Source organism: Desulfotomaculum sp., from assembly GCF_982386235.1.
In genome coordinates, this window is the sequence record NZ_CEVWQM010000014.1 from 76,083 (window position 1) to 96,904 (window position 20,822).

Annotated in this window: 24 protein-coding genes and 1 pseudogene; 15 read left to right on the plus strand and 10 right to left on the minus strand. The window is 39.8% G+C overall.

The window, feature by feature from the left end; all coding sequences use genetic code 11:
• Positions 1 to 12: 12 nt before the first annotated feature.
• From AC1U9Z_RS10040 to AC1U9Z_RS10060, 5 genes and pseudogenes are all read left to right on the plus strand, one after another.
• Positions 13 to 105 (plus strand): annotated as a pseudogene (locus AC1U9Z_RS10040) (prepilin-type N-terminal cleavage/methylation domain-containing protein); the annotation flags it as partial.
• 60 nt (positions 106 to 165) lie between these two features.
• Positions 166 to 534 carry a hypothetical protein gene (locus AC1U9Z_RS10045; protein ID WP_479957343.1) on the plus strand — a complete coding sequence of 123 codons (369 nt, stop codon included), beginning with the start codon at positions 166 to 168 and terminating at the stop codon, positions 532 to 534.
• A gap of 372 nt (positions 535 to 906) precedes the next feature.
• Positions 907 to 1,992 (plus strand): TlpA family protein disulfide reductase, encoded by a 1,086-nt coding sequence (locus AC1U9Z_RS10050; RefSeq protein ID WP_479957319.1) that lies wholly within the window; start codon positions 907 to 909, stop codon positions 1,990 to 1,992.
• Between the two features lie 67 nt (positions 1,993 to 2,059).
• Complete coding sequence (locus AC1U9Z_RS10055) at positions 2,060 to 2,221, plus strand: CD1871A family CXXC motif-containing protein (RefSeq protein WP_479957320.1); 162 nt, start codon at positions 2,060 to 2,062, stop codon at positions 2,219 to 2,221.
• Positions 2,214 to 3,050, plus strand: a complete 837-nt coding sequence (locus AC1U9Z_RS10060; RefSeq protein ID WP_479957321.1) for a 4Fe-4S binding protein — start codon at positions 2,214 to 2,216, stop codon at positions 3,048 to 3,050. The genes AC1U9Z_RS10055 and AC1U9Z_RS10060 overlap by 8 nt, the downstream gene beginning before the upstream one ends.
• 294 nt (positions 3,051 to 3,344) lie before the next feature.
• Here AC1U9Z_RS10060 and AC1U9Z_RS10065 read toward each other — a convergent pair whose 3' ends face one another.
• Entirely contained in the window at positions 3,345 to 4,037 is a 693-nt protein-coding gene (locus AC1U9Z_RS10065; RefSeq protein WP_479957322.1) for an aspartate/glutamate racemase family protein, read from the minus strand.
• Between the two features lie 267 nt (positions 4,038 to 4,304).
• Here AC1U9Z_RS10065 and AC1U9Z_RS10070 point away from each other — a divergent pair, with 267 nt between their 5' ends.
• Positions 4,305 to 5,591: a stalk domain-containing protein gene (locus AC1U9Z_RS10070; protein WP_479957323.1), complete on the plus strand. Its 1,287-nt coding sequence runs from the start codon at positions 4,305 to 4,307 to the stop codon at positions 5,589 to 5,591.
• A 33-nt stretch (positions 5,592 to 5,624) separates the two neighbouring features.
• Here AC1U9Z_RS10070 and lepB read toward each other — a convergent pair whose 3' ends face one another.
• Positions 5,625 to 6,143, minus strand: coding sequence for a signal peptidase I (gene lepB / locus AC1U9Z_RS10075; protein ID WP_479957324.1), 519 nt, complete (start codon positions 6,141 to 6,143; stop codon positions 5,625 to 5,627).
• Positions 6,144 to 6,329: 186 nt separating this feature from the next.
• On the opposite strand from lepB, the gene dinB reads away from it, so the two are divergent.
• Positions 6,330 to 7,520, plus strand: coding sequence for a DNA polymerase IV (dinB, locus tag AC1U9Z_RS10080; RefSeq protein WP_479957325.1), 1,191 nt, complete (start codon positions 6,330 to 6,332; stop codon positions 7,518 to 7,520).
• Positions 7,521 to 7,624: 104 nt separating this feature from the next.
• Here dinB and AC1U9Z_RS10085 read toward each other — a convergent pair whose 3' ends face one another.
• Together AC1U9Z_RS10085 and AC1U9Z_RS10090 are read right to left on the minus strand one after the other, a co-directional pair.
• Complete coding sequence (locus tag AC1U9Z_RS10085; protein ID WP_479957326.1) at positions 7,625 to 8,368, minus strand: sulfite exporter TauE/SafE family protein; 744 nt, start codon at positions 8,366 to 8,368, stop codon at positions 7,625 to 7,627.
• Positions 8,369 to 8,445: 77 nt separating this feature from the next.
• Entirely contained in the window at positions 8,446 to 8,649 is a 204-nt protein-coding gene (locus AC1U9Z_RS10090; RefSeq protein ID WP_333529897.1) for a DUF1653 domain-containing protein, read from the minus strand.
• Between the two features lie 141 nt (positions 8,650 to 8,790).
• Between AC1U9Z_RS10090 and AC1U9Z_RS10095 the strand changes: the two genes are divergently transcribed.
• Positions 8,791 to 10,086, plus strand: a complete 1,296-nt coding sequence (locus AC1U9Z_RS10095; RefSeq protein ID WP_479957327.1) for a uracil-xanthine permease family protein — start codon at positions 8,791 to 8,793, stop codon at positions 10,084 to 10,086.
• Positions 10,087 to 10,193: 107 nt separating this feature from the next.
• Positions 10,194 to 10,637, plus strand: a complete 444-nt coding sequence (locus AC1U9Z_RS10100; protein ID WP_479957328.1) for a hypothetical protein — start codon at positions 10,194 to 10,196, stop codon at positions 10,635 to 10,637.
• Positions 10,638 to 10,686: 49 nt separating this feature from the next.
• On the opposite strand, the gene AC1U9Z_RS10105 is transcribed toward AC1U9Z_RS10100, so the two are convergent.
• Positions 10,687 to 11,211, minus strand: a complete 525-nt coding sequence (locus tag AC1U9Z_RS10105) for a hypothetical protein (RefSeq protein ID WP_479957329.1) — start codon at positions 11,209 to 11,211, stop codon at positions 10,687 to 10,689.
• A gap of 207 nt (positions 11,212 to 11,418) precedes the next feature.
• Here AC1U9Z_RS10105 and AC1U9Z_RS10110 point away from each other — a divergent pair, with 207 nt between their 5' ends.
• Positions 11,419 to 12,015 (plus strand): superoxide dismutase, encoded by a 597-nt coding sequence (locus AC1U9Z_RS10110; protein WP_479957330.1) that lies wholly within the window; start codon positions 11,419 to 11,421, stop codon positions 12,013 to 12,015.
• Positions 12,016 to 12,063: 48 nt separating this feature from the next.
• On the opposite strand, the gene murI is transcribed toward AC1U9Z_RS10110, so the two are convergent.
• Positions 12,064 to 12,861: a glutamate racemase gene (murI, locus tag AC1U9Z_RS10115; RefSeq protein WP_479957331.1), complete on the minus strand. Its 798-nt coding sequence runs from the start codon at positions 12,859 to 12,861 to the stop codon at positions 12,064 to 12,066.
• 227 nt (positions 12,862 to 13,088) lie between these two features.
• Between murI and selD the strand changes: the two genes are divergently transcribed.
• Entirely contained in the window at positions 13,089 to 14,153 is a 1,065-nt protein-coding gene (selD, locus tag AC1U9Z_RS10120; RefSeq protein WP_479957332.1) for a selenide, water dikinase SelD, read from the plus strand.
• Entirely contained in the window at positions 14,140 to 14,727 is a 588-nt protein-coding gene (gene yedF, locus AC1U9Z_RS10125) for a sulfurtransferase-like selenium metabolism protein YedF (RefSeq protein WP_479957333.1), read from the plus strand. The genes selD and yedF overlap by 14 nt, the downstream gene beginning before the upstream one ends.
• On the opposite strand, the gene AC1U9Z_RS10130 is transcribed toward yedF, so the two are convergent.
• Both AC1U9Z_RS10130 and AC1U9Z_RS10135 read right to left on the minus strand, forming a co-directional pair.
• Positions 14,722 to 15,864, minus strand: coding sequence for a hypothetical protein (locus tag AC1U9Z_RS10130; RefSeq protein WP_479957334.1), 1,143 nt, complete (start codon positions 15,862 to 15,864; stop codon positions 14,722 to 14,724). The genes yedF and AC1U9Z_RS10130 overlap by 6 nt on opposite strands.
• Positions 15,865 to 16,145: 281 nt before the next feature.
• Complete coding sequence (locus AC1U9Z_RS10135; RefSeq protein ID WP_479957335.1) at positions 16,146 to 17,183, minus strand: NAD(P)/FAD-dependent oxidoreductase; 1,038 nt, start codon at positions 17,181 to 17,183, stop codon at positions 16,146 to 16,148.
• 114 nt (positions 17,184 to 17,297) lie between these two features.
• On the opposite strand from AC1U9Z_RS10135, the gene AC1U9Z_RS10140 reads away from it, so the two are divergent.
• The 3 genes from AC1U9Z_RS10140 to AC1U9Z_RS10150 all read left to right on the plus strand — a co-directional run bounded on the left by AC1U9Z_RS10140 (position 17,298) and on the right by AC1U9Z_RS10150 (position 18,669).
• Positions 17,298 to 17,504, plus strand: a complete 207-nt coding sequence (locus AC1U9Z_RS10140; protein WP_479957336.1) for a hypothetical protein — start codon at positions 17,298 to 17,300, stop codon at positions 17,502 to 17,504.
• Positions 17,505 to 17,514: 10 nt separating this feature from the next.
• On the plus strand, positions 17,515 to 17,739 hold the full coding sequence (locus tag AC1U9Z_RS10145) for a hypothetical protein (RefSeq protein ID WP_479957337.1): 225 nt from the start codon (positions 17,515 to 17,517) through the stop codon (positions 17,737 to 17,739).
• 279 nt (positions 17,740 to 18,018) lie between these two features.
• Positions 18,019 to 18,669: a hypothetical protein gene (locus AC1U9Z_RS10150; protein WP_479957338.1), complete on the plus strand. Its 651-nt coding sequence runs from the start codon at positions 18,019 to 18,021 to the stop codon at positions 18,667 to 18,669.
• 45 nt (positions 18,670 to 18,714) lie between these two features.
• On the opposite strand, the gene AC1U9Z_RS10155 is transcribed toward AC1U9Z_RS10150, so the two are convergent.
• Together AC1U9Z_RS10155 and AC1U9Z_RS10160 are read right to left on the minus strand one after the other, a co-directional pair.
• A complete protein-coding gene (locus AC1U9Z_RS10155; protein WP_479957339.1) occupies positions 18,715 to 20,028 on the minus strand; it encodes a PhoH family protein in 1,314 nt (437 codons plus the stop codon).
• A 135-nt stretch (positions 20,029 to 20,163) separates the two neighbouring features.
• On the minus strand, positions 20,164 to 20,640 hold the full coding sequence (locus AC1U9Z_RS10160) for a MarR family winged helix-turn-helix transcriptional regulator (protein ID WP_479957340.1): 477 nt from the start codon (positions 20,638 to 20,640) through the stop codon (positions 20,164 to 20,166).
• Positions 20,641 to 20,822 lie beyond the last annotated feature (182 nt).

Sequence of the window (20,822 nt, forward strand, 5' to 3'; positions counted from 1 at the left end):
GGCTTGATTATTTTGAGGCTGTCTAATATTTCTAGAAATAAAGAAGGCTTTACTATAATTGAATTACTAATTGTATTATCTATACTTTTAATTGTAATAAGTTTAGGTTATTCTTTTTATTTTTATTTTGTTCGATCATTTGAGATTGCTTCGAAGCAATCTAACGTGCAGGAAAATGTACGTCTGGCTAAGAATATAATTGACAATAAAGTCAGACATGCGAGTTATATAAAAATAGGAGATGCTCCAGTAGACGCTAGTAAATATAATCAAAGAATATTTTTAAATAATCATAAGATAATGGATGAAGAGAATAAAGACCTCTTAAATGGCCTTTCCGATGGTGTGAATTTGTATCTAACGTTTGAAAAAAAATCGGTTGAGTCACCATTTTTGTGGATTGAAGTAAAGGGAAGTATAAACGGTGATTATGAATATGTTATTAGTTCTGAAGTATTAATATTAGGGATAGAAAATCATAATTTTATAGGTACCGTTGGACAGGGGATATATTATTATTCCTCCTCGGACTAATAGTTGTTAGATTTTAGTTACTCACTGCTCGGGGTGCATGGGGCAAAACCAGAATTCCCTTCCCCCGTTCTTCCGGGTTCCCCTAAATGGTAATTATCCCTACTTGTGTTACCATTTTAAATAAATAAAGAAATGTTTGCTAAATTTCCCCGCTTGGTAACCAGGTGGGGATTTGAAGCAAAACACAAAAAACACAAGGGGACGGTTCTTTTGTGTTATTTCCGGTTTTCCTCAGAAGGGGACTGCCCATCTCCGCGTTACCAGTAATAAATAAAGAGTGCATGATCCATCTATCCCGATGGATTGGCATCCGTTGCCGAGCGATGGAGTTTCTATATGAAAAATAATTAAAGATTTACGGGGGAATTAAGTATGAAAAGAAAAATGTTAACGGTTTTAATATTAGGGGCAATTTTAATATCTTTAGTTGGGTGCAATCAATCTACAGGAGAAAATTCAAAGCAAACTAACAAAACGGATGCTGCAAGGACTGTAGATGTGAAATTTATAGAAAATGGAATTGAATTTAATTTGCCTGATAAATGGAAAGAGAGTCAGGGGAAAAATATAGAAATTTATAGATCTGGGCCAGAAGAAAATATAACAGGACAGATAGACATTATTTTCATATCGGATGAAACGAATGCTAAAGGAATTAACCTAGATAAGGAACTGAAAAAGCAATTAGAAGCGAAAAATGAACTGGAAATCCAAAAAGCAAAAGATAACCTGATTGATTTATATAGGGAATTTAAAGAAGTATGTACCATCGTAACCCTTGATAAAAGCAGGCCAGAAGGCGAAATTCAAAAAGACCTATTCGCAAAATATGAAAATAAGGATTTACTAGATAAAGAGGGGAATTTTGAATTTTACTTACTATTTAATAATAAGCCAAACACCCGTGGCTTAACAGAAAAATCGAAGCAGGCCTATGAAGAAGTACATGGAGAAATTAAAGCTTTTAAAGGTTTGATTAATACATTTAGACCTGTTTCCAAGGAAGAGGAATTAAGCAAATATAAGAAAGTTGAATTTAGAACTAAAACGCTAGATAACAAAGAAATAAACAGCAGTATTTTTAAGGACAGCAAGCTTACGATGATAAATGTCTGGGCTACCTTTTGCAATCCATGTATAGAGGAACTGCCTGATCTGCAAAGGCTGTATGAGGAAGTTAAGGGCGATAAGATTAATGTGATTGGTATTGTTTCGGATACACCAGACTCAGACAATGAAGAATTAGCCAGAAAAATTCTATCAAAAGCAGGTGTTAAATATACGAATATTATTCCAGATGAACAGATTGTAAATAGCTTATTAAATAATATAGTGGCAGTGCCTACAACACTATTTGTTGATAGTGAAGGAAATATTATTGGAGATTTAGAGATCGGTTCCATGGATAAAGAAGGATATAAGAAGGAGTTGCAAGACAGATTAAAAAATATGAAATAGGACAAGTACGTACCTCATCCTGTTTGACAGGTGAGGTATGTTTAATAAAGAGGTAGGATGTGAATGTATGGATATAATTAAGAATTGTAAAATTGGAGGGGTAATGAAATATGGGATTTTAGGAATGAGCATGATGTTAATATATGCGGGAGTACATAGAAATGAAGTAGGTGTTGTTGTGCTTAAGAAAGCAATAAACATATGTCTAGAGTGTATTGGAATTGGCTAGAAGAACAATAACGCAAGCTATTGCGTCTATAACAGCAAATGCCAATATAGGTGGTTTCTTACAAGGCACCATTTATAAAGGAAATATCAAGAAAATATGTGTTCCTGGCTTAAACTGTTATTCTTGCCCCGGAGCCATTGGCTCTTGCCCGATAGGTTCTCTACAGGCTGTTATTGGAACGATAAAATATAATTTTTCATTATATGTTGTTGGATTAATGTTATTATTTGGAGTAATCTTTGGAAGATTTATATGTGGCTGGTTATGTCCCTTTGGTTTTATTGAAGATTTGTTATATAAAATACCTTTTAGAAAATTTAAAATACATAACAAAGTGAATTGGCTGCTTAACTACTTAAAACATGTTATTTTAGCTTTATTTGTTATCGTGCTGCCCATGTTTTTAGTGAATGAATTTGGTATAAGTCCTCCATATTTTTGTAAATATATATGTCCAGCGGGAACCCTGGAAGGGGGAATACCATTGGTTTTAATGAACCCCTCCCTAAGGCAGTCCGTAGGTTATTTATTTGCCTGGAAGGTATTCATACTAATTAGTGTGATTATGGCTTCTATATGTATATACAGACCTTTTTGCCGTTATATCTGCCCTTTAGGAGTATTTTACGCATTGTTTAATAAAGTTAGTTTTTATAAATATCAAGTGGATAAAAAAAATTGTATCAGTTGTGGGGCTTGTACGGATAAATGTAAGATGAATATAGAAGTTCAGAAAAATCCTAACAGTCCAGAATGCATTAGATGTGGAGAATGTATCAAGGTTTGTCCCACAAAATCTCTAAAAAGCGGCATTGAATTACATCTTTAACACAAGAAGGCGGTTCGAGACCACTGAAAAAGTATCATTTTTCAAGAATTCACTCAATATATTGTGACTAAAACGCATGTTGAATCACAACATATGGTATAGGGTGAATTTTTAGAAGCACTTTTTCAGTGGTCTCGGACAGTTCCTTTGGCTTGATACCAAGGCATTCGTGAGAGAGAAGCAAAAGTGGCTTTTATCACATCACGACCCATGACTTGGATGATAAGGATAAACGTTGGCTTTATAGACATAAAAACTGTCCCCTTGTCTCATAAGCATAACCGACGGCGATTCTTAGGTCAGAGCAAAGTCTACAGCAGAAACAGCATGGATGGTTGTTGTATCAAAAATAGGGATCTCAACATCTTCCTGTTTTACAAGCAGTGGAATTTCGGTGCACCCTAGTATTACACCCTCAGCACCCTTCCGGGTTAGGTTCGCTATGATTTGAACAAATTTTTGTCTAGATGGCCCATTGATTACACCTTTACACAGCTCTTGATAAATAACCTCATGAACAAGTTCTCTTTCATCTTCATCTGGAATAACAACCTCAAGATGATGCCTGTCTTTTAAAACCTGCCGATAAAAAGTACCTTCCATCGTAAATTTGGTTCCGAGTAAACCTACCTTTTTTAAGCCCTGTTCAACTATTTTTTGACCAGTGACATCCGCTATGTGCAATACTTTTATGTCAGCCTTATTTTCTATATCGTCAGCCATGAGGTGCATCGTGTTTGTTCCAATTACAATAAATTCAGCGCCACCAATTTTAAGGTTTTTAGCAATATGAATCATTATATTAGTCAATTCTTCCCACTTGTTCTGACGCTGTAAGGTTTCAATTTCAGCAAAATCTACCGAATACATTAAACATTTTGCAGAATGTAGCCCACCTAGTTTTTTCTTGGCTGTTTGGTTAATAATCCTATAATATTCAAGTGATGATTCCCAACTCATCCCACCAATTAGACCGATGGTTTTCATAGCGTTCTCTCCTTATATTTAGTTTTTGCTATTCCAGACAATGTTAGAAACCCCTTTAAGTTGGAATAGCTGTATCCAATCCTTCATTAGCCCTACCTGTGAAGATATCCTTTTACCTTACCAAGAATTCTATTAATTGGGTTCTTTTTTTTATATTGTTGAATATTTTTTAAAAGGCCTGGCTAACGCCAGGTCTTTTAGGTTTTTGCATGTTATAAAGCTTATCCTTTCTGACATGCCAAGCAAAAATACCAAGGGGGCTTGGAAATGAAAAGAGTAGGTGCCCTATGTTTGATCAGCCTAATGGCTCTGGTAATCTGGGTGCGATGCCCGGTTGAAGCCCAGTTTGAAGCAGCGGACAAATGGCAGACTGTTCAGGTTGAAGAAAGTGCGGCAAAACATAGCTGCAGTTTGAGCTATGCCCCTAAGCTAGTCAATTCGATCAATGGTCTTAATGCGAGAGGTGCTATTTTAGTCAATTATGATACGGGACAAATAATCTATGCGAAGCATGAACAGGAAAGGTTTCACCCTGCTTCCATCACAAAACTAATGGTGCTTTATATCGTACTGGAAAAGATCCATCAAGGGTTGCATCAGTGGGCGGAACCCGTGCAGATTAGTGAAAAGGTTGAGCGTGTTAATGAAGCACAGGTATATTTGAAAAAGGGGGAGGTTCTAAGCCTACAAGAGTTGGTAAAAGCGATGATGGTAGCTTCTGCCAATGATGCTGCTGTGGCCCTTGCGGAAAAGGTAGCAGGCAGTGAAGAGGCCTTTGTCCGGATAATGAATCAAAGGGCAGTGGCGTTAGGGCTTACAAATAGCCATTTTATGAATGCTTCCGGCCTGCCGGGGATGAATAACGCCAACCACTATATGTCTGCTTATGATATTGCCTTGTTAACTAAAATAATACTGGAGGAATACCCGGAGGCATTGGATTTTTCCAGGCTGAAAACTACCACCATCCGCAACGGAGCTTATCCGATTAAGAGTACGAACAACCTATTAGAACTATTTGCCGGAGCCGATGGATTAAAAACTGGCTATACAGACAAGGCCCGGTGGTGTTTGGTAGCTACAGCCCAAAGGGAGGGTCAGCGTTTCATTAGTGTGGTACTGGGGTCACCTACCAAGGAGATAAGAAGTGCCAACACCGTAGCTTTGTTAGACTATGGTTTTCAGCAGTATCAAAGGGTAAATGCCATTTATATAAACGGAGAACAAAGTAAACTTAATCAAAAGCCAATCTTTGTTGCTGGAACCGTTTTAGCACCGATTCGTTGCTTAACCGATACGATGAGTTTGAATGTGGCGTACGACCAGGAAGAAATTTTAATAACTGGTCAGGGGACACTGGTTAAATTTCAGGTGGGATCGAATAAGGCTGCCTGGAATAATCAGACCGTGGAGTTAACTCAGCCAGTACAAAGGATAAAGGGCAACATCATGGTGCCTCTTAGGTTTTTAACCCAGGCCTTTGGAGGAGATATACAGTGGGATAAGGCAAATAAAGTTATCCATATTAATTTAGAGCATAAGCATGTAATATAAAAGAAACAAGGGACTTTGCCCTTGTTTCTTTATTTAGAAAAGCTTCATATGACCTAGGGGGTAATGCCTGAAGATAGCTTTACCAATAACATTCTTTATGGGAAGTGCTCCCCAATAACGGCTATCATAGCTATTGTTTCTATTGTCACCCATGACAAATATTTGACCCTCTGGGATAACAAAGGGTTCGAAATCACGGTCAGGCTTTTCGCTAATGTATTGCTCCTTTATGGGGTTGCCGTTAATATAAACAATACCATCCTTTATTGAAAGCTCTTCACCTGGTAGTCCGATAACCCGTTTAATTAGATCATCGTCCTTATCTAGCTCCGCAGGGGCCTCAAATACTAGAATGTCACCCCTCTGAATTCCTTCAAACTTAAAGTATACCTTATCGATGAATAATTGATCACCGACCTCCAAGGTAGGCAGCATTGATTCACTGGGTATCCACCTAGCTTCGGCAATATAATTTCTCACAAAGAGAGATAAAGCAAGTGCAACTAAGATGGTCGGCAGCCAACTGCGTAATACTTTTTTTATTTCAGTCATAAAATTTCTCCTCACTAACTAAAGATCATAAATCTATTATAGTTTAACTCTTAAAAAAATCAAACTGCTGCTTTTGTCCTAAACAAACCACTATTTTACAAAAATTGTAAACAACAACCCGTTGCATAAGAACAAATGTTTGGTATAATGAAGTATAGGAAATCAAATAAATGTTCGGTGGTGTCTATGTCTAGGGTCATACTTTTATGCGATATGAATAGCTTTTATGCATCCGTTCATCAGGCCATGGATGCTAAGCTTAGGGGGAAACCCGTTATTGTTGGGGGGGATCCCGGCCAAAGAAGAGGGATTGTGCTGGCAGCCAGTTATGAGGCAAAAAAATATGGTATTAAAACGGGTATGATCATAAGTGAAGCTAGGGCCCTATGCCCCCAGGCTGTTTTTGTTTCGCCTTCCCATCGGGATTATGCCGCCTTTTCCAGTTGGATTAACAGCATTCTACGGGAATACAGTGATTTGGTAGAACCCTGTTCCATTGATGAAAGTTTTGTGGATATTACAGGTTGCTTGAAAAATCTTGGTACGCCCCAAAGCATAGCCCAGGAGATTCAAACTAGAATTAACCGTGAGGTGGGGGTAGGGGTAAATATTGGCATCGGACCTTCTAAACTAATGGCCAAGATGGCATCGGAATTGGAAAAGCCGAATAAAATCATTTTTCTTTCACCGGATGATTGGTCCCGGCGGGTGTGGCCATTACCAGTAAAAGAATTGTTTGGCGTGGGCTCCAGAATCGGTAAATGGTTGAATCAAATTGGCGTTAAAACCATTGGGGATTTGGCAGCCATGCCCGTTGAGTTATTAAGAATCCGCTATGGCTTAGTGGGGGAAGTTTTACATTATTCTGCCAGGGGTATTGACTCCAGCTCCGTAGACCCAGGTTCCTTGGAAGTAATTAAAAGTGTGGGTAATCAGATAACCCTGCCAAGGGATTACCGGGGGTTAGAGCAGATCAAAGTGGTTGTTCTTGAATTGGCAGAGGAAGTAGCCCAGCGAACCCGCAAAGCCGGATTTATAGGAAGAAGGGTTAGTCTAACGATCAAGGATCCTAACTTTATTACAGAGTCCCATTCGAAGGTTTTATCCCATTACACGGATATCACCCAGGAAATTTATGAAATGGGCGTATTTCTGTTAGAACAATATTTGGATAAGAAAGAAGTGAGGGCGAGATTGGTAGGGCTAACACTGTCGGAACTAATACCAAAGGAGGAAAAACAATTGTCAATCTTTTCTGGGCAGGATAGACAGGAAAAGATTGACAGGGCAACCGATTTAATTAAGTCCAAGTGGGGGCGACAAAGCATTCAACGGGCTGTTTCATTGACAGAATGCGGGGTGTATGATGGTCGATAACGAATGGTTTTATCCGAAGTGGGAGAAAGGTTTAGGCTCCTGCCGGCATTGCAATCGTTACAGGGGTTGGTCATCAGGAGACCAAGGGCTGTTTAGCCCAAAGTCTAAATATGCCAAATGGCAGTAGCCACAGAATAGAGAGCTGTGCTTAAAACCAACAGGGAGACACCGTGCCGAAATTTAGCCTGGGGTACCAAGGGGAAAACAAGATAACCTAAATGACCACCCAGGATGGCAAAAGGCACCAGTGAGATAGCCCTCAGGGCAACATTTTTGTCCAGGGCCCCCAGGCAGAATAACAGTATTAAACTGGCTACATAGGCCAATACAAAATAGGCTGCAGTGGTGGCCCGGAAATGATCCTTAGCTAGTTTTTGATTGCTGAGGAGGAGAATAATGGGTGGGCCGGGCATGCCAATACTTCCGGTGAGAAAACCAGAAATAGAGCCAACCGTACTCTCCCACACCTTACCAGTTGCATTTTTAATGGTTAAGCCACTGATTAAGATCACACTAAAAATGACTGTTATAATGCCAATGGCAAGTTTCAGCAAATGAACATCAAAGTGTAAAAAGATGTAGGCACCCAGTGGGATTCCCAGTAGACTGCCGTAAAAAAGGTTTTTTACCACCGGAACGATGACCACCTGACGCACTTTAACGGTTAAGAAAGAAAGAGAGACAATAGAAATCATGATATTTATGGCCACGGCAGTGTGCGGTTCGTAAACCAAAAGCAATAGTGGTACGGCTATAAGGGCAAAGCCAAAGCCAGTAATACCCTGCAAAGTAGCGGCAAGCAGAACAATTAGGGCTGAGACAAACCAACTGGTTAAGTCAGCAGGCATAGGATCATCTCCTCGTTTTATGTAAACTTATAGTATGCAAATAATTAATTAGCGTGCAAAGGGAAACCAATGGAAGATTAACCGATATATTCAAAACGGTCTATTCGTTGACCATTCCTTTCAACTTTCTCCGTAAACATCTTTAGGGGTCTTACCCAAAGACTCCCGTCCTTTTCACAGCGATAGACAACCATCGGTTCCTCGGTTTCAGAATGTTTTGCTAGGTAAAGGGCCTCATAGTAAGTTCCCTTAAAATGCTTGTATTTGCCAAGTCGAAGCATTTTTTATCCCCTCCGATTATAAATAGCTAATATTATTATAGGCTTTTGCATTTTAAACGGCTAGTCCTGTTTCAATTACTGAAATTATCAGTCAATATTTAAGGTATAATGATGGTAAAAAACAACGAAGGATGTGAGTCAATGAAACAGATACAGCTAAAATATAACTTAAATGATAAACTGCCCCTAGGGGAATTGGTTTTATATGGGCTACAATGGTTAGCTATTTCCGTGCCTACCATTATTATAATTGGTCAGGTTGTGGCGGGACTTCATTTTTCCAATGTAGGCCAACAGGTTATCTATATCCAAAAGTTATTTTTCTTGACAGGGTTAAGCCTTTGTGCCCAAATTCTTTGGGGGCATCGCTTGCCCATTATTGTTGGGCCGGCATCGGTCTTACTTGTAAGTATCGTAGCAAGTCAGGGAAAAAGCCTAAACATAATCTATACCTCTATTTTGGTAGGAGGCCTTTTCCTAATTTTGCTAAGTAGTACGGGACTCTTTGCCAGGATCAAGAACCTATTCACCTCCCGGGTGATTGCTGTCATACTTTTGTTAATCGCCTTCACCCTAATACCCACGATCATGAAATTAATTTTACCGAATAGTTCCTCAATCGCTCCCTTACAGAATTTCACCTTTGCTTTGGTTTATGTTTTTATTATGTTTACGGTGGCAAAGTTTCTAACCGGTTTTTGGAAGTCTACCTTTCTTATCTGGGCAATTACGGCTGGTAGTATTATTTATTGGCTGTTGTTTGGACACACCCAGGTAGGTGTCCAGAGTGAACTGCCACTGGTTGGAAATTTCTTTTATGATTTGAATTTTTCCTTTGCTTGGGATATTGGGGTAATGATCGCCTTTATAATTAGTTTTTTAGCTTTGGTTATTAACGATCTTGGTTCCATTCAGGCCGTAGGGTCCTTGTTAAAAACCGAAGATATGCCGAATAGGGTTAATCGTGGGGTAATCTTTACTGGCCTTTCGAATATATTATCTGGTTTTTTTGGGGTTATTGGACTTGTAAATTTTTCCTTTAGCCCAGGTGTTATTCTTTCAACTGGCTGTGCCTCCCGGTATACACTTTTACCCGCGGGCATAGGTTTGCTGGGATTGGCTTTTCTACCTGCCTCAGTTGCCTTTATTGGGGGCATCCCTTCCGTAGTCATCGGCAGTGTGATGACTTATATCATGTGTTCACAAATATCTGCTGGTTTGTTAGTTGCTCTCGATGGCATGGATGAATTTAAATTTGATGATGGATTAATTGTCGGGTTACCCCTGATGTTGGGGATCATTGTTTCCTTTTTACCCTTAGAAGTAACCAATACTTTTCCTGCAACGATTAGGCCCATTATAGGGAATGGTTTTGTGGTGGGAGTCATCACGGTTTTTATTATGGAGCATTTGATTTATAGGCCAAAAGGGGCTTAAATAGTATAAGATACGATCTAATGTTGTTTTTTTTCATTTAAGTCTGTATTATAAGAAACAGTGGACAAAATAGGTATGGATCTGTTATGCAAAAGGAGGAACCGCTTGTGAATAATGAACTTACAATTAAAGTTATTGAGCCTACGGGTGGTAGTATAGGCACCATTAAGCCTCGCAAGGCCAAACCAACTATTGGTATCATTCTGGAGAATCCGGAATTTGAAATTGTCTATAATACAATTAACCCAAACAACAGGATAGCACCCGCCCAAACAGGAAAGTTTGAATATCGTTGGCAATACAATAAAGAAGAAGATGCTTACCTACTCTATGTTGCCTATACAGCAGATGCAATTGGCTTTGCAATTAAGTTTCAAAGAGATAAAGCCGGTCAAATCCTGCAGAAACTTCAAGAGCTTAACACAAAATCACCCATGTTTGGGATCATCCTTCGTTTTAAAGAACATCATAGTCCCGACATATTTGATGATTCCATCACCTTGATTGGTTTAGAATTTGACAAAGATCCAGCGGCTGCCTGGCTCAAATAAAAAAGGAGTGTTGCATACTACAAAAGGTAGTTTGCGACGCTCCTTTTACTTATCTCCGGGTTTCTTCAATAAATAAGTTATTTAGACGTGTTTTAGAAATAATGTGGTAAACACCTTCTTGGACTTCAATTTGTCTGACCACACCACTCTTAAAGGCCTGAAACTCCAAAACTTCCTTATTCTGCTGTTCTAATATATTGACCATTTCATTTACTTTTTCTTTAAGTTGTCTAAACTGAGGATTATCAGCCAAGGCTTTTTCTAAGTCCAGAGTCAGTAATACGGTGGTGGACATTAGCTTACTAACCTCATCGTCCCCGATATAAATAAAGGTATTTAGGTCTGTGAGTTCTTGACCGCGATTTTTAACTTGGATCGTACCCTTCTCCTCCAGTTTGTTTAGGGCTTCAACCAAAATGGCAGGCAGCAGTAGGCCCATCTCATCAGCAATTTCTGCTACACTTTTAACACAAATACCATCTACGGATTTGTCACGGATAAAGTTACCGACCCTAGTCAGCAATCCCTTTGATATTCTACGGGGTTTACAACCACAGGCGTTATTTTCAGTCATGGAAAAATACCTCCTATAAAAGCTATCCTTATTATTAAACCAAACAACCTTTTCGCTGTAAATATATGTTTTTTAGTGCCAAAGCCAGAGCTTTGCTTAGAAAGTTTATGAAAAGTAAGTGCAATGTAAGAATGCCGTAATAAATTATCTCGTAATGTATATTATAATTACTATGTAAATAGTTTCAAGTGAAATGGAGGAGTAATAATGACCCATCAACTACCGAATCTACCCTATGACTATAATGCCCTAGAGCCCCATTATGATGAGCAAACCGTAAGACTGCATCATGATGCCCACCATAAGGCCTATGTAGACGGCCTAAATAATGCTGAGGCTAAACTAGCTGAGGCCCGGGAAAAAGGTGACTTCGCCCTGGTAAAACATTGGGAACGGGAACTGGCCTTTCATGGTTCCGGTCATATCCTGCATACCCTGTTTTGGGAGAATATGACTCCCAATGGTGGTGGACCTGCCACCGGTCGGGTAAGCGAAGAAATTAACAAATTCTTTTTAAGTTTTGAAACCTTTAAAAAGCAATTTTCCGCTGCAGCAGTTGCTGTGGAAGGTTCTGGTTGGACTTTATTATGCTACAATCCAATGTTTAAGAAGCTGGAAATTCTTACGTCTGAAAAGCACCAAAACTTAACCCAATGGGGAGTTGTCCCGCTGCTGGTACTGGATCTCTGGGAGCATGCTTATTACTTGAAATATCAAAATAAGCGGGCTGCCTTTGTGGAAGCATGGTGGAACCTGGTAAATTGGGAAGATGTTAATAAGAAATTAGCCTCCTGTCTAGGTTAATGAATAACAAAATGCGGCAGTTTTCTTGCCGCATTTTGTTATTCTTGTTTATAGGGGTAAGGTTTTAACACTTATGTTATTGTTAAGCCAGAGGGACTGGATGACCTCTTGAACATTCGCTTGATTTCCACTGGTATAAAATTGTTCGGTGCCAAGGGGGCCGTCAGTTATTAACAGGCTATTTTCATTTAAGATCTTACTTACCTGCCTGGCCACTGCCTGGCCGGTGTCGATAATAGCTATCTCAGGTCCCACCAACTCCCCGAGAATCGGACGTAAAAAGGGATAATGGGTGCAGCCCAATACAATGGTATCGGCTCCTCGCTCTAAAATGGGCTGGAGAAAATTCCATAACTTTCCCTTTGTTTCTGGTGCATGTAGTTTCCCCTGTTCAATTAATTCCACTAATCCTGGGCAGGGTTGGGTAATGACTTCGGTATTTTCGGCATAACGCTTAATCAAAGCAGCAAAGCGATCACCGGCAATCGTTACATTGGTGGCCAGAACTCCGATTTTACCATTGCGAGTTGCAGCAACTGCTGGCTTTACACCTGGTTCCATGCCGATTACGGGAACATTTAATAGGCTGCGCAAATCTTCTAAGCCTGTAGAAGTAGCAGTATTACAGGCAACTACAATTAATTTGGCTCCCTGTGCGACTAAAAACTCCCCGATTTTTTTTTCGCGTTGTTGAATGGTTTGGGGGTCCTTATCTCCGTAGGGGCAGTGAGCGGAATCGGCATAATAAAGTATGTCCTCCAGAGGAAGAAGCTTGCGGATATCCCTGGCCACTGATAGTCCACCTACACCTGAGTCAAATATACCTATGGGGGCCCGCTGAGACAAAAAAATCACCTCTAGGAATATTGGTAAATGCTGTAATTTATTATACTCCTATGTTCTTATAGAAGCAAGATTTGTTTCTGTTTACATAAAAGGCAAATATAAGAAAGGTCAATATTTATTTATCAAAGTAGCTTTTATAACAAAAAGTTATAGAATATCAAAAGGGAAGTATATAAAGATTGGAGAAGGGCTAATAATGTTTTAGTAGGAAAAGGAGGTTGACAACCTTGGCCAAGCCAAGATTAACACAAATGACGAAAGCTGCGGGGTGAGCAGCCAAGGTGGGGCCGGAGGTCCTAGCGCAAGTTTTGCGAGATTTACCCAGTAATACTGACCCAAACTTGTTGGTTGGCTTAGATACTTCCGATGATGCAGCGGTTTATCGACTCAACAGCGAATTAGCCACGATTCAGACGGTGGATTTTTTTACGCCAATGGTCGATGATCCCTATTTGTTTGGTCAAATTGCTGCGGCGAATGCCCTGAGTGATGTCTATGCCATGGGTGGGACACCCCTAATGGCACTGAATATCGTTTGCTTTCCTTCCTGTTTACCCCCAGAGCTTCTGGGTGATATTTTAAAGGGAGGTGCCGCTAAGGTTTCTGAAGCCGGTGCCATAATTGCCGGTGGTCACAGTGTTCAGGATGATGAGCCCAAATATGGTCTGGCTGTTACTGGGGTGGTGCATCCAGATAAAATATATAGTAATGCCTCGGCTCAGGCGGGGGATCTTTTAATCCTAACCAAGCCCCTGGGTACGGGAATTATCAATACAGGCATTAAGGCTGACATGGTAAAACAAGAAATGATTGATAAGGCCGTAAAAACAATGGCCACCTTAAACAAAGATGCCGCCGCTGTCATGGTAAATGTGGGGGCCTCAGCTTGTACCGATATTACCGGTTTTGGTTTTTTGGGTCATGCAGCAGAAATGGCCAAAGGCAGCGGTTTAAGCCTAACCGTATTTGCTGAGGCAATACCTGTTTTACCAGGGGCAAAGGAATTGGCGAGAATGGGCATTATTCCTGGAGGTGCCTACCAAAATAGGAAACACTTAGGGGAGTCAGTCTTCGTGGAAGAGGGTGTCACCAGGGAGCAAGTGGATATTCTTTTTGACCCCCAAACCTCCGGGGGATTGTTAATAGCCGTTAAACCGGAGCAAGCACACAAACTTTTAAAAGAACTGCACCAACACGGAGTTTTGGAGTCTCAAATTGTTGGGGAACTAAAGGAACCAGAGGACCATCTAATTTCGATCCTAAGGAGAGATTACCGTTATGAGAGAGATTAATAACCGGGGTTTGGCTTGTCCACAACCTGTGATAAATACGAAAAGAGCCCTAGAAGAAATTAACCAGGGTACGGTTATTTCTATTGTGGATAATGAGACAGCCTTTGAGAATGTAAAAAGGTTTGCTGAAAATGCCGGATTTAATATTACTACAGCAGAAAAGAATGGTGCGTACTATCTTACCATCACGAAGGGAGACGGTAACGGACCAGTTGAAGTAGTGGCTCCGGTATGTGAAACCAGCCAAGTGGTATATCTATTCACCAGTAATACCCTCGGCAGCGGAGCCGAGGATCTGGGAGAAACGCTGATGATTAGCTTCTTTAACAGCCTGTTGGAAAAGAACCCACCCAGAGTGATTATGCTGGTTAATTCCGGGGTAAGACTTGCCATCCAACAATCACGTGTACTGGAGCAGATTAATAAGCTAGTAGAGAGAGGCACAGAGGTTTTAGCTTGTGGTACATGCCTAGATTACTACAAACTAAAAGAACAGTTAGCCGTGGGACGAATTACGAATATGCTAGAAATACTAGATAATATGACGGGTGGGGATAGGGTTATAACACTATAGAGCGCAGATTGGCTCAGCGTCTGTTTGTGGCGAGAATTCACAAACTAAGCTTAACCCTGCCTTTAAAGGCATTTTTAGGCGAAATTTTTTCATGAAGCGTTTATCAAGTACCGTGTTTGGTATATAAACAGCACCGGACAAGTTTTGGATGCCGGCGGGTACATTTTCCTTTTCAACCTTATAGGAAAACTTATGCACCTGATTGTCCGGCGTGGGATTAACCGAGACGATTTCTAAATGAACAACGTCCAAGGGTTTATAGGTGGTGGCCGGAACCACGGATTTAATTGTTCTTATTTTTCTTTCATAGATGGTGAGAGCTGCGTCTAGCAGGGCTTTATAGCCAACATTATAATCGATTACCACCGGGTAACCATTTATAGTAGCTAAGGCAGTCCTTTGCATATGTCTAGCCAGAGGGATCATTTCTTCCGTACGAAGCAATTCATTAAACATGGTAAAAAGATCATGACTGTGTTCGGGTTTCAATTGGCATGCCGAAGATTTTTGCAGCAGTGTAACCACTTCCTGGAAGTCCCCTAGTTTTTTGGTTTTTTTAGCAAGACCAGAAAGGGTAAATCGGCCATGGTCATCCATGATCCTAGACATTGCTAAACATATTTGCTGCTGCCAATGGCCCAGTGCTTTTCCCGCAAAGAAATCCGGTAAGTGAACAACGTAGATACCATGGGCATTGGCATATTCCCAGGCCTGGCAGGAGAACTCACCAGCTACAAAGATACCGCCTACGTAATTAACTGTCAGGGTTTCTCTGATTTTTTTTCCTCCGTAAATACGGTGAAAGAGATCGCCGCGGTTATTATCCAGTAAGTCACGAATAAGCTCACGCCGTGAGGGTAATGTCTGTTCTAGGTCTAATAATGTTGCTTTTAAATTTCTAACTAACTGCATGTCCAAAATGTCATTTGCTGGCTCAGGACCACGGGCTGCCACTAAGAGAACGGTATTTAAGCAGAAGGGGCTATTATTTAAATCGATCCCAATCACTCCAACCTCATGCTGTGTCCCTCTACCACCTAGTTTTCGCCTCGGTACTCCGGCAATATAGCCATTATTGCGCAGGATATAGGCTACCAAATATTCAAATAGTTTGTCCCCGGAAATGTTAAGAGACAAGGGTTAACTCCCCCCATGTAGTAAAAGTAAAAGGATACATCATGAACCAGACCTGGCCAAGTACCAACCATTTAGGATCATTCCGTAATCGCTACTATTCAGTATGACCAAAAAGGAAATGTTTATGAGTTGTTCCAGCTATTGTTAATCGAAAGGATAAATATTCTTGATAAAATAGGTTCATATTATTATCACCGGGCTGGTTGTACAACCCGAGGCGTTAGCCTCAGTCCGTTAAAGGAAACCCTCCTTAATTTGGAGGGTTTCTGGATTTTTTGCTACTAACGATCAAGAACTTTAAAGAAATTCAAGTTTGTTTGATATAAAGTAAATTTAATCATGGGGTTATTGATCAAACGAAGAGCCAGGTCAAGGTTTTTGTTATCAAATTTATCCCAAAGCTGACGAAAGCGAGCCTGTCTTTCCATAATTTTATTTAACTCGTTTATTTGTTTGTGAAAATCCTTATTTAAAGCAATCGAGCGGGCGGCCTCTACACCGCTAACAATACTGGAAAAAACACCTTGCCCGAGCCAGCTTGTAACAAACCCGCCACTGTTTCCGATAAAGAAAGTATTACCCACCCGGTGGGGATAAACCAAACTAATATTATAGGGTACATCCCAAAGTAAAACAATTTTAGGGTCAAGACGTTCTTGTTGGAGAAAGCTCTGCCAAAAGTTGGGTAGTTCATCATGGGTGGTATTCGAAACATTTAATAGCAGGGTCGCCTTTTCAGTTCCCATTGGCACCAGATAGGCATAGCCATTTTTAGTATAGTCTGTATTAAACCATAGTTTAATTTCCTGGGGATTAAAGCGTCCCAAAATAGAAGCACCCCTGATCCAAGAGGAGTAGGTGCCTTGCCATATGTTCAAATCTTTGGCATATTGCTCCTCTCCTGTGGCAACAACAACATAATTAAACTTTTTAACCAAGTCCTTTGGTTTAACCGGGTAATTAAATTGAATGGGACTTTTCAATTGGTTTGCCATTTGGCATTCAATGGAGTGTATCTCCTGTCCTCGCAATAGACTATAACCCAGATTTCCCTGGATGGTAAATTCTGTTCTTGGGCCACATACCTTCATTAAGGAAATATCACTGATTGGTTTTAGATTAATCCCACATTGTTTAGTAAGTACAGCCAAGGGTTTTTTCACAGGGCGAAAAATAAAATCGAATATAAATGGCGAGTAAGAAAAAGGGCTGCCAATTCGATGGTTTCTTTCAAATATTTGAGGTTTGATACCATGCCGTTCAAGCTCGATAGCACAGGCAAGTCCAGCTATACCTGCTCCTATAATAGCTACTTTCATAATAACCTCCTAAATCCGGCATTCTCAGATAATATTTTTTGCCGAAGGCATAATAATATGCTTTAAATATAACAATGCTAAAAATACAAACAAAAAATAGCGGGGTGATCATCATTGGCTCGACTGACAGAACAAGAGATTCAAAATAATATTTTTAAAAAAGCCCTTGATAGAGAGATGTTGCGGCAAGCTAAGTATAATTATTTAGCGAATACGGTTAAGGATAAACGCCTAAAAAAGTTATTCAAGGTATTTAATATGACTGCTACCAGTCATATTGCGGAGCTGAAACAAGAGATGCAAAACCTAGATATAAAATAAGGGAGGCCCAATGGATAATCTAGAGTTTTTAAATGATGCCCTGGAAGATAAAATAAGAAACCAAATATTTTATAATGAGGCTGCGGTTATTATACGTAATCCATCGTCCAGACAGTTATTCTTAAAGTTAAGAGACGAGGAAATGAGACATATTGATATATTGCAAAAGGAAATAGTGGAAATTGAGAATAAACCCTTTGCGATTACCAAGATTTTTGCAAAATTGAAGAGCTAGCCAGCACTAGCTCCATTTTTTAGACCTTTTTAACCTCTGTCTAAGTGAGAAATTAAAAGAAACCATAAAGCTGTGGCAAAGCCCAGAGTAATCGTCAGGAGTGTAAAAAGCCAAAGATCCATTTTTATGCCCCTTTCAAATATGCTTATAAATAAGATACCCTGGTCTCTATTCCAAATATGCTAATTCTTAGGCGGAATAGTTGTAACATATAACTCCTTTTCCCGTAATATATACCAGGGTCAATTTTTTATTTTGTAATGAAAGGGGTTATAGCAGGTGGCAGGTGATCGTGAGTCTGGGTACAATGCATTTTCACTTTTTTTGATTTTCATTCTTTTATATGTATCACAAAAAAGTATTAGAGCCACTGATTACCATCAAGATACTAGTAGCAAACAGCAGGAATCTTCTTCAAACGAAAAATTTGCAGTTATGGTGTCTGATGGCGAAGTAATGGAGCATTCCCACAACCAGGAAGATTTTCTGGATGATATGTCGGAAGATCCAAATGTTGCCTGGGAAGCCGAAGTTGATGAATTGGATGAAATAATTGAAATTGATGAAAATGTTGAACAGGATCTAACCGATGATTCGGTAGAGGGGGATCATGAAGCAATTCAAGTAGATGAGCTGCAAGAAACAGAAGAAATCAAGGATATACCCGTCGACGATGCAATAATTCCTGAAGAAGAAGCATTAGGAGATAGTGAACAGATAGAATGGTCTGAGTCGGCTGAGGAAGCTTTTATGGCTGGTCCATCAAACAATGCTTCAGACATTCCACTGAAGATGGCTGAAGAGGTTATTGAAGATGAACCTGTTCTTGGCGGGCAAAGCAATTTATTTTTAAAGCCCACCGTTATGAGCGGCCTAACAACCAAAAAACAGCAGTCAGGACCTAAAATTTCTTTTAAATATAGTAACTAATTTCGTAATAAATGAAACAGGTGTTAAAATTAACACCTGTTTCATTTATGGCAATAATTTTACGCCTAGGGCAGCTAAGCGACTGCGTTCTGTTTTACTTAAGGAAATATGGGCATATAAGTCCTGGTTTTTGAAGGCATCAATTAATGTTACAAACCCGTTACTGGTAGCGGTTAGGCGGTAATTATCAATTTGTTGAATATCACCGGTTAGTACTATTTTACTGCCTATACCCGCCCGAGTGATGATGGTCTTGATGTTTTCCTTCGTTAAGTTTTGTGCTTCGTCAATTAGTATCCATTGTTTAGGTATGGAGCGACCTCTAATATAGGTTAGTGCCTCAAGTTCAATAAAGCCTTCTTCCATAAATTTTTCTACCCGTTCCGAGGGTGAACATCTTTCATCATGTTTGGTGGCCACAAAGGTTCGGGTTAGAAACTCCAAGTTGTCATATATTGCAGCCATCCAGGGAGTCAGTTTTTCCTTTTTGGTGCCTGGTAAAGCACCAATATCCCGGCTATGTGGAATCAATGCCCTCGTTACAATTAGTTTCGAATAGAGTCTTTGATTGACAACTTGTTGTAAGCCAGCCGCCAATGCCAATAAAGTTTTACCTGTGCCGGCTGGTCCTAAGATACTGACTAATTCAATTTTAGGATCCAATAGTGCATCCATTAAAAATGATTGTTCTAGGTTTCCTTCCATCGGACCTAAACCAAAAGCATGCAAATCTCTTCTTAGCGGGCGAATAAAACCTTTGCTATATCTTCCTAAATGACGTCCGCCAAGACGATCTTCCATGCAAACATATTGATTCTCTAATAAATTTTTATTTACTTGGATATGCCTTAATTGATAAAAATCCTGTACTTCATCATAGGAGATGTTTAATTTGTCCCAGCCCTTATACAACAAGCCGAGGTCAACCTGTTCCGCAGCATAGTTTTCTGCGGCAACTCCTAGCGTGTCAGCAATAACTCGTTGACAAATGTCCTGGGTAACCAAGGTGACAGGGGATGCCTGCTCCTCTTTAAAGCCTTTGGCAATGGCCAAAATACGTGTATCTACTTTATCCTTGGGGAGATATTCAGGTAAAAAAACGTTGCAATGATTTACCTCAACTAGGATTTGATGCCCACTGGAAAGTGATACCCCTTGATGAAGTTGAGGTCTTAGGCTGTCCAGAAAACGAATTGCCTGTCTGGCACAATGGCCTCGATGATCCTCTAGCCCTTTAAAGCGATCCAACTCGTTAACAACTGCAAGGGGGATGACAACTTTACAAGGTTCCATAGATGTTATAATCTCTTTTATAGGTCGGTCAAGCAATACATTGGTATCAAGTATCCTAATGTGCACTTCTTCCCCTCCTGGCCACTGTATTTATTTGTTATATGGAAGCCTTTTTTAACAATATCCAATAAAAGTTTCATTTAGAACTAAATACTATGTTTAGAAAAAAGAATGCAAAAACCACCCCGGGGGGTGGTTAACTTAGTCTGTAATATTTTTTGCAGGGGCGAAGGATTTAGTCTCTTGTTGCATTAGGTAATTTATTTTTTCTAATCCGTGAATGAGTCCAGTAATTTCCTCATGGGACATAGAAAGTAGAAAACCGCCTAAATAATTAGTCCTCATAAGGGATAAATTATGGTTTAATTCGCTAATTTCGGGAGAAAGATCAATATGTACGACCCTACGATCTTGATCATTTCTTTTTCGAATAACCTTACCCTGTTTTTCCAAACGATCAACGATTCCTGAAACGGTACTCTTGGCTAGACCTAATCGGATACTTAGTTCACTAAGGGTTATGCCAGGATTTTGAAAGAGCTCCTGCATTAAATGGATTTGTGGAACGGTTAAGCCGCATCCGATGGTTTGAGACAGCATATATTGACGAAATTTTCGGTTAAGAGTTCTTATTAAGAAGTTTAAATGCTCTGCCTGGTGAACTAACTCTTGTTCCATTATGCTCACCCCCCCCTGTTTACACAAGAGTGCAAATATTTATTATATTTAGAATATCATTATTCTTTTGGAGAGTAAATACTAATAGTGAAAACATAAACAACATTCGGGAAAATAAATTTGCACGGAGATTATCTACTTTACTAGTCATTGGAAAAAAGCGAAGTAAATGTTATGATCTT

Coding starts and splice junctions, on each gene's coding strand:
- AC1U9Z_RS10050 (WP_479957319.1), top strand. CDS start 907: ATGAAAAGAAAAATGTTAACGGTTTTAATATTAGGGGCAATTTTAATA.
- AC1U9Z_RS10055 (WP_479957320.1), top strand. CDS start 2,060: ATGGATATAATTAAGAATTGTAAAATTGGAGGGGTAATGAAATATGGG.
- AC1U9Z_RS10065 (WP_479957322.1), bottom strand. CDS start 4,037: ATGAAAACCATCGGTCTAATTGGTGGGATGAGTTGGGAATCATCACTT.
- AC1U9Z_RS10070 (WP_479957323.1), top strand. CDS start 4,305: ATGAAAAGAGTAGGTGCCCTATGTTTGATCAGCCTAATGGCTCTGGTA.
- lepB (WP_479957324.1), bottom strand. CDS start 6,143: ATGACTGAAATAAAAAAAGTATTACGCAGTTGGCTGCCGACCATCTTA.
- dinB (WP_479957325.1), top strand. CDS start 6,330: ATGTCTAGGGTCATACTTTTATGCGATATGAATAGCTTTTATGCATCC.
- AC1U9Z_RS10085 (WP_479957326.1), bottom strand. CDS start 8,368: ATGCCTGCTGACTTAACCAGTTGGTTTGTCTCAGCCCTAATTGTTCTG.
- AC1U9Z_RS10090 (WP_333529897.1), bottom strand. CDS start 8,649: ATGCTTCGACTTGGCAAATACAAGCATTTTAAGGGAACTTACTATGAG.
- AC1U9Z_RS10095 (WP_479957327.1), top strand. CDS start 8,791: ATGAAACAGATACAGCTAAAATATAACTTAAATGATAAACTGCCCCTA.
- AC1U9Z_RS10105 (WP_479957329.1), bottom strand. CDS start 11,211: ATGACTGAAAATAACGCCTGTGGTTGTAAACCCCGTAGAATATCAAAG.
- AC1U9Z_RS10110 (WP_479957330.1), top strand. CDS start 11,419: ATGACCCATCAACTACCGAATCTACCCTATGACTATAATGCCCTAGAG.
- yedF (WP_479957333.1), top strand. CDS start 14,140: ATGAGAGAGATTAATAACCGGGGTTTGGCTTGTCCACAACCTGTGATA.
- AC1U9Z_RS10135 (WP_479957335.1), bottom strand. CDS start 17,183: ATGAAAGTAGCTATTATAGGAGCAGGTATAGCTGGACTTGCCTGTGCT.
- AC1U9Z_RS10145 (WP_479957337.1), top strand. CDS start 17,515: ATGGATAATCTAGAGTTTTTAAATGATGCCCTGGAAGATAAAATAAGA.
- AC1U9Z_RS10160 (WP_479957340.1), bottom strand. CDS start 20,640: ATGGAACAAGAGTTAGTTCACCAGGCAGAGCATTTAAACTTCTTAATA.